The 11,521-nt window shown below is 66.7% G+C and carries 11 protein-coding genes and 1 riboswitch; of the genes, 6 read left to right on the forward strand and 5 right to left on the reverse strand.

Annotated elements, in window-relative coordinates:
• Positions 1-3 precede the first annotated feature (3 nt).
• Positions 4-318, forward strand: coding sequence for a multidrug efflux SMR transporter (locus A5646_RS23115; RefSeq protein WP_067024460.1), 315 nt, complete (start codon positions 4-6; stop codon positions 316-318).
• Here the strand turns inward: A5646_RS23115 and yhjD are convergent.
• Together yhjD and trpS are read right to left on the reverse strand one after the other, a co-directional pair.
• A complete protein-coding gene (gene yhjD / locus A5646_RS23120; protein ID WP_067024463.1) occupies positions 315-1,352 on the reverse strand; it encodes an inner membrane protein YhjD in 1,038 nt (345 codons plus the stop codon). The genes A5646_RS23115 and yhjD overlap by 4 nt on opposite strands.
• A 41-nt stretch (positions 1,353-1,393) precedes the next feature.
• Positions 1,394-2,425, reverse strand: a complete 1,032-nt coding sequence (gene trpS, locus A5646_RS23125) for a tryptophan--tRNA ligase (protein WP_066863626.1) — start codon at positions 2,423-2,425, stop codon at positions 1,394-1,396.
• A gap of 214 nt (positions 2,426-2,639) precedes the next feature.
• Between trpS and A5646_RS23130 the strand changes: the two genes are divergently transcribed.
• On the forward strand, positions 2,640-3,449 hold the full coding sequence (locus A5646_RS23130; RefSeq protein WP_066863651.1) for an alpha/beta fold hydrolase: 810 nt from the start codon (positions 2,640-2,642) through the stop codon (positions 3,447-3,449).
• Here A5646_RS23130 and A5646_RS23135 read toward each other — a convergent pair.
• Both A5646_RS23135 and A5646_RS23140 read right to left on the reverse strand, forming a co-directional pair.
• Positions 3,442-4,671 carry an NADP-dependent isocitrate dehydrogenase gene (locus tag A5646_RS23135; protein ID WP_066877565.1) on the reverse strand — a complete coding sequence of 410 codons (1,230 nt, stop codon included), beginning with the start codon at positions 4,669-4,671 and terminating at the stop codon, positions 3,442-3,444. The two genes, A5646_RS23130 and A5646_RS23135, sit on opposite strands and share 8 nt — an antisense overlap.
• A 27-nt stretch (positions 4,672-4,698) precedes the next feature.
• Complete coding sequence (locus A5646_RS23140; protein ID WP_066863632.1) at positions 4,699-6,933, reverse strand: NADP-dependent isocitrate dehydrogenase; 2,235 nt, start codon at positions 6,931-6,933, stop codon at positions 4,699-4,701.
• Between the two features lie 151 nt (positions 6,934-7,084).
• A riboswitch (SAM riboswitch) is annotated at positions 7,085-7,207 on the forward strand.
• 129 nt (positions 7,208-7,336) lie between these two features.
• Between A5646_RS23140 and A5646_RS23145 the strand changes: the two genes are divergently transcribed.
• The 4 genes from A5646_RS23145 to A5646_RS23160 are packed head-to-tail and all read left to right on the forward strand — an operon-like array spanning position 7,337 to position 11,047.
• Positions 7,337-8,740 carry a bifunctional o-acetylhomoserine/o-acetylserine sulfhydrylase gene (locus tag A5646_RS23145; RefSeq protein ID WP_369806984.1) on the forward strand — a complete coding sequence of 468 codons (1,404 nt, stop codon included), beginning with the start codon at positions 7,337-7,339 and terminating at the stop codon, positions 8,738-8,740.
• Between the two features lie 11 nt (positions 8,741-8,751).
• Entirely contained in the window at positions 8,752-9,894 is a 1,143-nt protein-coding gene (locus A5646_RS23150; RefSeq protein ID WP_067024466.1) for a homoserine O-acetyltransferase, read from the forward strand.
• A complete protein-coding gene (locus A5646_RS23155) occupies positions 9,891-10,622 on the forward strand; it encodes a class I SAM-dependent methyltransferase (RefSeq protein ID WP_066863641.1) in 732 nt (243 codons plus the stop codon). Before A5646_RS23150 ends, A5646_RS23155 begins: the two co-directional genes overlap by 4 nt.
• Positions 10,623-10,624: 2 nt before the next feature.
• Entirely contained in the window at positions 10,625-11,047 is a 423-nt protein-coding gene (locus tag A5646_RS23160) for a VOC family protein (RefSeq protein ID WP_066863654.1), read from the forward strand.
• A gap of 28 nt (positions 11,048-11,075) precedes the next feature.
• Here the strand turns inward: A5646_RS23160 and A5646_RS23165 are convergent.
• The coding region (locus A5646_RS23165) for an HNH endonuclease signature motif containing protein (protein WP_156765679.1) at positions 11,076-11,521 on the reverse strand (446 nt) is incomplete at its 5' end.

Consider the following 11,521-nt stretch of genomic DNA (forward strand, 5'->3'; position numbering starts at 1 on the left):
GTGATGGCCTGGCTCGTCCTGATTGCGTCGGGGATCCTGGAGGCGGTGTGGGCGACCGCCCTGAACAAATCGGACGGCTTCTCCCGGCCGGTCCCTTCGCTGGTTTTCCTTGCGGCCGTGGCACTTTCGATGACCGGGCTGGCGATCGCCATGCGCACGCTGCCGGTCGGAACCAGTTACGCGGTCTGGGTCGGCATTGGGGCCGCGCTCACGGCGGGCTATGCGATGCTGGCCGGTGACGAATCGACGTCGCCGATCAAGCTGGTGCTGATCGCCGGGATCGTGGCCTGCGTCGCGGGCCTGAAGCTGGTCGGCTAGCGAGCGCGGCGGGTGAAGCGCGCGATGCGGGAAAGCGTCAGCGCGCCAACGGCTCCCAGCGCCATCGCCGTCAACGTCTGGCGGGTGCCCAGGCCCTCGTCCATCTGCACCCGCGGGGCGATGATCGCCGGTGCCGGAGGGGCGACGGGCTGACTGCGCGGATCCGTGGACGCCGTCGCCGCCCAGGCGGTGCAGAACAGGACGAGATAGGCGGTGATGTAGGCGAACACCATCAACCCCAGCACCGGCCCGAACGCCGCGCCGGCGGGGCTGCGCAACACCGTCCTCAGATAGATCGACGCCACCTGTTTGAACACCTCGAAGCCGATCGCGGCGATCAGCCCGGCGCGCATCGAATCGGTCAGGCTGACCTTCTCGCGGGGCAGCCGGGCGATCATCCAGGTGAACAGCAGCCACGACACCAGCGTCGCGATCAAAAGCGAGATCAGCCAGAACAGCCAGTCGAACACTATAAACCGGGGTATGCCAAGCCATTTCAGCAAGGCGGCCATGGGCGCGGTGTGGCCGACGGTGGTCAGCGCGACGGTGACCACGATCACCGCGAACGTCCCCACCATCGCCAGCAGGTCGGAAAGCTTGTTGCGCACGAAGCCCGGTGACTCGATCTGGGTGTCCCACCACATCTCCGTCAACGCCTGGCGCAGGTGCGAAATCCAGCCCAGGCCCGCCCACACCGCGGTGGCCAAACCGATGACACCGACCGAGGTTCGGGCATCGATCGCCGAGTTCATCAATTCCTGCAGCTGATTACCCAGCGCGCCGTTCACCTGGGAACGGATGTGGTCGTCGATGGTGCTCAACAACTGGGGCCGACGGGCCAGCACGAACCCGAAGACCGCGAAACCGACCATGAGCAAAGGAAACAACGCGAAGATCGTGTAATAGGTGAGGCCGGCCGCGAAGAACCCGCCGTTGCGCTCGTCGAAACGCTGGTAGGCGCGGATGACATGGTCGATCCACCCGTAGCGGGTCCGCAGTCGATCGAAAATGCCCGGCTTGGCCGGCTCGCTCATCGCACGACTCCAATGAGAAGCGGATCTAGCTCCTTGGGGATCTAGCTCCCTGGTGGAAGAAACCCAAGCCGATCGTAAACCCGCCGGACCGTTTTCCCGGCCACATCGTTGGCCTTTTCCGCCCCGGCGGCCAACACCGCCTCCAATTCGCCCACATCGGCGGACAGTTCGTCGACGCGGGCCTTGATCGGCGCGACGAACTCGACGACCGCCTCCGCGGTGTCCTTCTTCAAATCGCCGTAACCCCTTCCGGCATAGCCGTCCACGAGCGTGTCGATCGCGACGCCGGTGACCGCGGACTGGATGCTCAACAGGTTGGACACACCCGGCTTGGCCTCGGTGTCGAAGCGGATCTCGCGCTCGCTGTCGGTGACCGCGGAGCGAATCTTCTTGGCCGACACCGCCGGATCGTCGAGCAGGTTGATCAACCCGGCATCGGTGGCCGCGGACTTGCTCATCTTCGACGTCGGATCCTGCAGGTCATAGATCTTTGCGGTGGCCTTGGGAATGAGCATGTCCGGCACCACGAACGTGTCCGGGAAGCGGCTGTTGACGCGCTCGGCGATGTCGCGCGCCAGCTCGAGGTGCTGGCGCTGGTCCTCGCCCACCGGCACCAGATCGGTGTCGTAGGCCAGCACGTCGGCCGCCTGCAACACCGGGTAGGTGAACAACCCCACCGTGGTGGAGTCGGCGCCCTGGCGCAGCGACTTGTCCTTGAACTGCGTCATCCGCGACGCCTGCCCGAAGCCGGTGAAGCACCCCAGCACCCAGGCCAACTGGGTGTGCGCCGGCACGTGGCTCTGCACGAACACGGTGCTGCGGGCCGGGTCGATGCCCAGCGCCAGGTATTGGGCGGCGGTGATCAGGGTGCGACGACGCAGCGCCTCGGGATCCTGGGCGACGGTGATGGCGTGCAGGTCGACTACGCAGAAGAACGCGTCCCAGTCATCCCCCCAGTCGTCCTGCAGCGCGACCCACTGCCTGACGGCGCCCAGCGCGTTACCCAGGTGAAGCGAGTCGGAGGTGGGCTGCACGCCGGAGAAAATCCGGCTGGATCCGGTAGCGGTGCTCATGATGCACCGATCTTTTCACGCGCGGCCGCCGCGGCCGCACGGACCGGCGCCCGTCACCCCGCGTGTTGCGGTACCGGCGGTACCGGCTTTACTGTCGGGTTATGCGCAAGCTCGTCTGCTCGGCTCCTTCCGCGTGAGCCCCGCTCACTCGGCGTCGCCTTCGGCCCGTTCGCCGATCCACCTCGGTCCCAGGGATGGTTCCGCAGAGCCGGTGCTGATGCTGCACGGGTTCCTGATGTCGCAGACGGTGTGGGAGCCGGTCGCGCCGCGGCTGGCCGACACCGGCCGCTTCGAGGTCTTCGCGCCGACGATGGCCGGGCACAACGGCGGGCCCTACGCGGGCACCTGGCTGCTGAGCTCGTCGGTGTTGGCCGACCACGTCGAGCGCCAGCTCGACCAGCTGGGCTGGGAGACCGCCCACCTGGTCGGCAACTCGCTGGGCGGCTGGGTCGCCTTCGAGCTGGAGCGGCGCGGGCGCGCGCGCAGCGTGACCGGCATCGGCGCCGCCGGCGGATGGACGCGGTGGAGCCCGGTGAAGTTCGAGGTGATCAGCAAGTTCATCGCGGGCATGCCCTTCCTGGCGCTGGCCCGGCTCTTCGGTGAGCGGGTGCTCCGGTTGCCGCTCAGCAGGCGGCTGGCGACCCTGCCGCTCACGGCACGGCCGGACGGCATCAGCTCCGAGCAGCTGTCCGTCGTCGTCGACGACGCCGCGCACTGCCCCGCGTACTTCCAGCTCCTCGTCAAGTCGCTGCTGGATCCCGGCCTGCTGCAGTTGGCCGACACCGCGGTGCCCGTCCAGCTGGTGCTGTGCGAGAAGGACCGCGTGGTGCCCGCGAGCAGGTTCTACCGGCACTTCACCGACTACCTGCCCGAGGGGACGAAGATGACCGAGCTCGACGGCGTCGGGCACGTGCCGATGTTCGAGGCGCCCGACCGGGTGACCGCGGTCATCGCCGACTTCGTCGACGAATGCGCCGCCGGGGCCGACCGGCGTGCGGACCGGCACCAGCCACCGGCTAGCTAGCCAGCCGTTTTTCCAGGTTCTCGGCGATCGAGTTGAGGAATTCCTCGCTGCGCTGCCACTCCTGATCGGGGCCGATCAGGATGGCCAGGTCCTTGGTCATCTTCCCGCTCTCGACCGTGGAGACCACCACATTCTCCAGGGTTTGCGCGAACTCGATCACTTCGGGGGTGTCGTCCAGCTTGCCGCGGTGCGCCAGTCCGCGCGTCCAGGCGAAGATCGAGGCGATCGGGTTGGTCGAGGTCGGCTTGCCGGCCTGGTACTGGCGGAAGTGCCGGGTGACGGTGCCGTGCGCGGCCTCGGCCTCGACCGTCTTGCCGTCCGCGGTCATCAGCACCGACGTCATCAGCCCCAGTGAGCCGTAACCCTGCGCCACGAGGTCCGACTGGACGTCCCCGTCGTAGTTCTTGCAGGCCCACACGTAGCCGCCCTCCCACTTCAGGCAGGCCGCGACCATGTCGTCGATCAACCGGTGCTCGTAGGTCAGTCCCTGCGCCTCGAACTCGTCCTTGAACTCCTCGTCGTAGACGCGCTGGAACTCGTCTTTGAACATGCCGTCGTAGGCCTTGAGGATGGTGTTCTTGGTGGACAGGTACACCGGCCACTTGGCGTTCAGCCCGTACTGCAACGAGGCGCGGGCGAAATCGCGGATGGAGTCCTTGAAGTTGTACATCCCCATCACCACCCCACCGTCGTCGGGGATGGACACCATCTCGTGCACCATCGGTTCGCTGCCGTCGGCGGGGGTGAAAGTGATTGCGACGGTTCCGGGTTTGTCGACCTTGAAGTTGGTCGACCGGTACTGGTCGCCGAAGGCGTGGCGGCCGATGACGATCGGCTTGGTCCAGCCCGGCACCAGCCGCGGCACGTTCGAGATCACGATGGGCTCACGGAAGATGGTGCCGCCCAAGATGTTCCGGATCGTCCCATTGGGCGAGAGCCACATCTTCTTCAGGTTGAACTCCTGGACGCGGGCCTCGTCGGGGGTGATGGTCGCGCACTTGACGCCCACGCCGTGTCTCTTGATGGCGTAGGCCGCGTCGATCGTCACCTGGTCGTCGGTGCGGTCGCGATGCTCGATGCCCAGGTCGTAGTAGTCCAGGTCGATGTCGAGGTGCGGCAGGATCAGCAGGTCCTTGATGAACTTCCAGATGACGCGGGTCATTTCGTCACCGTCGAGCTCTACGACGCGGCCCTTGACCTTGATCTTGGCTTCGCCTGCCATGTCGAGTCCGGCTTCCTGCTTGCGGCCCTAACCGGTTGAAGCCGCTAGCGCCTCGTTGAATGTCTTGCTGGGCCGCATGATTGCCGTCGTCTTCTCGCTGTCCGGGTAGTAGTAGCCGCCGATGTCGACCGTCTCGCCCTGCGCCTCGGCCAGTTCGGACACGATGGTCTCTTCGTTCTCGGCCAGCGAGTCGGCCAGCGGGGCGAAGTGCTGGCGCAACTCCTCGTCGTCGGACTTCGCCAGTTCGGCCGCCCAGTACAGCGCCAGGTAGAACTGGCTGCCGCGGTTGTCGAGCTCGCCGGTCTTGCGCGACGGGCTCTTGTTGTTCTCCAGCAGCTTGCCGATCGCGGCATCCAGCGTCTTGCCCAGTACCTTGGCGCGCTCGTTGTCGGTCTTGATGCCGATGTCTTCGAAACACGCTCCGAGAGCGAGGAATTCGCCCAGCGAATCCCACCGCAGGTGGTTCTCCTCCACCAGCTGGTGGACGTGCTTGGGCGCCGAACCGCCCGCCCCGGTCTCATACATGCCGCCGCCGGCCATCAACGGCACGATGGACAGCATCTTGGCGCTGGTGCCCAGCTCCAGGATCGGGAACAGGTCGGTGAGGTAGTCGCGCAGGATGTTTCCGGTCGCGGCGATGGTGTCCTGCCCCCGCATCGCGCGCTCGATCGTGTACCGCATGGCCCACACCTGCGGCATGATCTGGATCTCCAGGCCCTCGGTGTCGTGCTCCTTCAGGTACGCCTTGACCTTCTTGCGCAGCTCGACCTCGTGCGGTCGCTCGGTGTCGAGCCAGAACACCACCGTCATGCCGGAGTTACGCGCCCGGGTGACGGCCAGCTTGACCCAGTCGCGGATCGCCTCATCGGTGACAATGGGCATCCGCCAGATGTCGCCCTCCTCCACGTTCTGGGTCAGCAACACTTCCCCGCTGTCGAGGTCGACGATGTTGGCGACGCCGTCCTCGGGGATCTCGAAAGTCTTGTCGTGCGAGCCGTACTCCTCGGCCTGCTGCGCCATCAGCCCGACGTTGGGAACCGTGCCCATCGTCGTCGGATCGAACTGCCCATGGGTTTTGCAGAAGTTGATGATCTCTTGGTAAATGCGGGAGAACGTGGATTCGGGGTTGACCGCCTTGGTGTCCTTCTGCCGCCCGTCGGCGCCCCACATCTTGCCGCCGGCGCGGATCATCGCCGGCATCGAGGCATCCACGATCACGTCGCTGGGCGAGTGAAAGTTGGTGATGCCCTTGGCCGAATCGACCATGGCCAGCTCGGGGCGGTGCTCGTGGCAGGCGTGCAGGTCGCGGATGATCTCCTCGTGCAGCGACGCGGGCAGCGACTCGATCTTGCTGTACAGATCGCTCAGGCCGTTGTTGACGTCGACGCCGAGCTCGTCGAAGAGCTCCTGGTGCTTGGCGAAGGCGTCCTTGTAGAAGACCTTCACCGCGTGACCGAAGACGATCGGGTGCGACACCTTCATCATCGTCGCCTTGACGTGCAGCGAGAACATCACGCCGGTTTCGTAGGCGTCCTGCATCTGCTCCTCGTAGAACTCGACGAGGGCCTTCTTGCTCATGAACATGGAGTCGATGACGTCGCCGTCGCGCAGCTCGACCTCGGGCTTGAGCTCCAGGGTCTGTCCGCCCTTGGTCTCCAGCACCATCTTCACGTTGCGCGCGCGGTCCAGCGTCATCGACTTCTCACCGTGGTAGAAGTCGCCGTGCCGCATGGTCGCGACGTGCGTGCGCGAGGCCGGTGACCAGTCCCCCATGCTGTGCGGGTGCTTGCGGGCGTACTCCTTGACCGCCTTGGGCGCACGCCGGTCCGAGTTGCCCTGCCGCAGTACCGGGTTTACCGCGCTGCCAAGGCATTTGGCGTAGCGGGCGCGAATCTGCTTGTCCTCGTCCGTCTTTGGGCTCTGCGGAAAGTCCGGAATCTTGTATCCCTTGCCCTGCAGCTCTTTGACAGCGGCGATCAGCTGCGGAACCGAGGCGCTGATGTTCGGCAGCTTGATGATGTTGGTGTCGGGCAGCTCGGTCAGCCGGCCCAGTTCGCCCAGGTTGTCCGGCACCCGCTGTTCTTCGGTCAGGTGCTCGGGGAACTCGGCCAGAATGCGGGCGGCCACCGAGATGTCGCTGGTCTTGATCTGGATGCCCGCCGGCTCGGCGAAGGCACGCACGATAGGCAGGAACGCATAAGTCGCCAGCAGCGGCGCTTCGTCGGTCAGTGTGTAGATGACGGTCGGCTGTTCGGCGCTCACGATCCCTCTCCCGGCGTCAATGATGGGTTGGAAATTTTGGGGGCTCAGCGTTCTGACTGCCACGTTATCAAGGGTGTTTGGACAGGTGTCGACCTGCACGCGCACCGCCGGGGTTAGCACTGAGTCGGCACAGTAAGATAGTCTTCGTATTGGTCATGAGCGCCAGCATCAAGCCCCGGCTTGCTGGCCGGCAACCCTCCAACCGCGGTGGGGTGCCCCGGGTGATGACCAGGTTGAGTAGCCACACACACCGGCTATCCGGCAAGCGCGGGTCCGCCATGACGGGCCCCTGAGTAGACAGGGAAACGTGATGTGCATTCTCCTGACCCAATCACGCCCGCTCGTGCGTCGCTGCTAATCCGCGCCGCCGGTGGACGCCTCATCCTCGCGTCCCGGCCGCCCGATGCAGATTCCCCTACCAGCAGAAAGCGATCCCGTGACCTCCGACAACGCCGATCACGACACCGATCCGACCGCGCACTGGTCGTTCGAGACCAAGCAGGTGCACGCCGGCCAGCAGCCGGACCCGGCCACCAACGCCCGTGCCCTGCCGATCTACCAGACCACGTCGTACACCTTCGACGACACCACGCATGCCGCCGCCCTGTTCGGGCTGGAAGTGCCGGGCAACATCTACACCCGGATCGGCAACCCGACCACCGACGTCGTCGAGCAGCGCATCGCCGCGCTCGAGGGCGGGGTGGCGGCGCTGTTCCTGAGCTCCGGGCAGGCCGCTGAGACTTTCGCCATATTGAACCTGGCGAGTGCCGGAGATCACATCGTGTCGAGCCCGCGCCTCTACGGCGGGACGTACAACCTGCTGCATTACTCGTTGGCCAAGCTCGGCATCGAGGTCACCTTTGTCGAGGATCCCGACGACCTGGATTCGTGGCAGGCCGCGGTCCGGCCGAACACCAAGGCGTTCTTCGCCGAGACGATCTCCAACCCGCAGATCGACATCCTCGACATCCCCGGTGTCGCCGGGGTCGCGCACGGCAACGGCGTCCCGCTGATCGTCGACAACACCATCGCCACGCCGTACCTGATTCAGCCGTTCTCCCACGGCGCCGACATCGTCGTGCACTCGGCCACCAAGTACCTCGGCGGCCACGGCTCGGCGATCGCCGGGGTCATCGTCGACGGCGGCACCTTCGACTGGACGCAGGGCCGCTTCCCGGGATTCACCACTCCCGACCCGAGCTACCACGGTGTGGTGTTCGCCGAGCTCGGCCCGCCGGCCTACGCGCTCAAGGCGCGCGTGCAGCTGCTGCGCGACCTGGGGTCGGCCGCGTCGCCGTTCAACGCGTTCCTGGTCGCCCAGGGCATCGAGACGCTGAGCCTGCGCATGGAGCGCCACGTCGCCAACGCGCAGCGGGTGGCCGAGTACCTGGCCGGCCACGACGGCGTGCTGTCGGTGAACTACGCGGGCCTGCCCAGCTCGCCGTGGCACGAGCGGGCAAAGAAGTTGGCGCCCAAGGGAACCGGCGCGGTGCTGGCGTTCGAGCTGGCCGGCGGCGTCGAGGCCGGCAAGGCATTCGTGAACGCGCTGAAGCTGCACAGCCACGTCGCCAACATCGGCGACGTGCGCTCGCTGGTGATCCACCCGGCGTCCACCACGCATGCCCAGCTGAGCCCGCAGGAACAGCTGAGCACCGGGGTCAGCCCCGGCCTGGTGCGGCTGGCCGTCGGCATCGAGGGCATCGACGACATCCTGGCCGACCTCGAGCTCGGCTTCGCCGCGGCAGCCAAATTCGGTGTGAGCGCGGGGGCGTCGGGCACCGACCCGCAAGCCGTGGCGGCGTTCTAAGGAGCCCGGCGATGGCGATCTCCGGCGTCCCGACCCAGACGCTGCCCGAAGAAGGCGAAATCGGCTTCGTCGACATCGGCTCGCTGACCACCGAGGGCGGCGCCGTCATCGACGACGTGCACATCGCCGTCCAGCGCTGGGGCGAGTTGTCGCCGACACGGGACAACGTGGTGGTGGTGCTGCACGCGCTGACCGGCGACTCGCACATCACCGGGCCGGCCGGACCCGGGCATCCCACCGGCGGCTGGTGGGACGGGATGGTCGGGCCGGGCGCGCCCATCGACACCAACCGCTGGTGCGCGCTGGCCACCAACGTGCTGGGTGGTTGCCGCGGCTCCACCGGACCCAGCTCCCGGGCCCGGGACGGAAAGCCTTGGGGCTCACGGTTTCCCCGCATCACGGTCCGCGACCAGGTCGACGCCGATATCACAGCGCTGGCCGCGTTGGGGATCGAACGGGTCGCCGCGGTGGTCGGCGGATCTTTGGGTGGTGCAAGGGCTTTGGAGTGGATCGTCGGTTATCCGGACCGGGTACGGGCCGGTCTGCTTTTGGCGGTGGGGGCGCGGGCCACCGCCGATCAGATCGGCACCCAGACCACCCAGATCGCGGCGATCAAGGCCGACCCGAACTGGCAGGGCGGTGACTACCACGACACCGGCTTCGCGCCCGACGCCGGGCTGGCGATCGCCCGTCGCTTCGCGCACCTGACCTATCGCGGTGAGGCCGAGCTGGACGCCCGGTTCGGCAACCACGGGCAGGACGGCGAGGATCCGAACAACGGCGGCCGCTACGCCATGCAGAGCTACCTGGAGTATCAGGGCGACAAGCTGGTGGAGCGCTTCGACGCGGGCAGCTACGTGGTGCTGACCGAGGTGCTGAACAGTCACGACGTCGGCCGAAACCGTGGCGGGGTTCGTAACGCGTTGTCTAGCTGCCCGGTTCCGGTGGTGGTCGGCGGCATCACCTCCGACCGGCTGTACCCGCTGCGCTTGCAGAAGGAGCTGGCCGAGCAGCTGCCCGGCTGCGCCGGCCTGCGGGTGGTGGACTCGCTGTTAGGGCACGACGGCTTCCTGGTGGAAACCGACGCCGTCGGCGAATTGATCCGTCAGACACTGGCATTGGCGGACGACGGGGAAGGCACGTCGCAATCGTGACGCGCTCGCGGCAAGACCGCTCCCTCTCGTTCGGCTCGGCGGCCGCGGCTTACGAGCGTGGGCGCCCCTCCTATCCCCCGGAAGCGATCGACTGGCTGCTGCCCGTCGGGGCGCGCCGAGTGCTCGACCTCGGTGCCGGCACCGGGAAGCTGACCACCCGGCTGGTGGAGCGCGGCCTGGACGTGGTGGCCGTCGACCCGATCCCGGACATGCTCGAGGTGTTGCGCACCTCGCTACCGGAGACCCGGGCGCTGCTGGGCACCGCGGAAGAGATCCCGTTGGAGGACAACAGCGTTGACGTGGTGCTGGTGGCGCAGGCCTGGCACTGGGTGGATCCCGAGCGCGCGGTGCCCGAGGTGGCTCGCGTGTTGCGGCCCGGCGGGCGGCTGGGTCTGGTGTGGAACACCCGCGACGAACGCCTCGGCTGGGTGCGCGAACTGGGCCAGATCATCGGCAGCGACGGCGACGGCCGCACCCGGGTGACGCTGCCCGAGCCGTTCACCGATGTGGCGCATCATCAGGTGGAGTGGACGAGTTACCTTACGCCGCAAGCGCTGATCGATCTCGTCGCGTCCCGCAGCTATTGCATCACTTCGCCGACCGAGGTCCGCACCAGGACGCTCGATCAGGTTCGCGAATTGCTGGCCACCCATCCGGCGCTGGCGAATTCGACGGGCCTGGCGCTGCCCTACGTCACCGTGTGCACCCGCGCGACGCTGGCCGGGTGAGCATGGAGCAACGGCTGAGTGTGATCACCCTCGGCGTTGCCGATCTGGATCGCGCTTATCGTTTCTATGAACGCCTCGGCTGGCGCGGTCAAGAAGTGCAGGAAACGGTCTTCTTTCAGGCCGGCGGTCTCGCGGTGAGCCTGTGGGCGCGCGACAAGCTTTCGGCCGATCTCGGCATCGCCGACCAAGGCGATGACGGCTTCGGTGGTGTCGCTTTGGCACACAACGTGCGCTCGCGTTCCGAAGTGGACGAGATCCTCGCCGAGGCAGAAGATGCCGGAGCGACGATCACGCGTGCTGCTGGCGACACCTTCTATGGCGGGTATGCGGGCGCATTCCGCGATCTCGATGGTCACGCGTGGGAGGTCGCCTACAACCCGGGTTTCTCGCTAGCCGAAGACGGCGCGATCACAGTGCCCGGCTGATCACTGGAGTTCAGGTACCCCAGCCGGGTTACCACCCGTCGTCCTCATCCTCGTTTCGCAGCAGCTTTTCGGGGTGGTGGAAGGTGTTGGTGCGGGGTTGGCCGGTGTCGAGGTGTGGGGGTGGTTTCCATTGGGTGTCGCCGTGGGTGTTTTTTCGGGTGGTCCAGCCGCCGGGGCGTAGTAGGCGGTGGTGGGGGCCGCAGGCGAAGGTGAGGTTGTTGACGTCGGTGGTGTGGCACTTGCTGTAGTCGGTGACGTGGTGGACTTCGCAGTAGTAGCCGCCCACGGTGCAGCCGGGGCTGCTGCAGCCGCGGTCCTTGGCGTACAACACGATTCGTTGGCCGGGTGAGGCGAGGCGTTTGGTGTGATAGAGCGCCAGGGCCTTGCCGTTGTCGAAGATCGCCAAATAGTGGTGGGCGTGGCGGGCCAGGCGGATGACATCGCTCATCGGCAGCAGGGTGCCGCCGCCGGTCA

The organism is Mycobacterium sp. 1245499.0, from assembly GCF_001673615.1.
Taxonomy (GTDB): Bacteria; Actinomycetota; Actinomycetes; order Mycobacteriales; family Mycobacteriaceae; genus Mycobacterium; species Mycobacterium europaeum_A.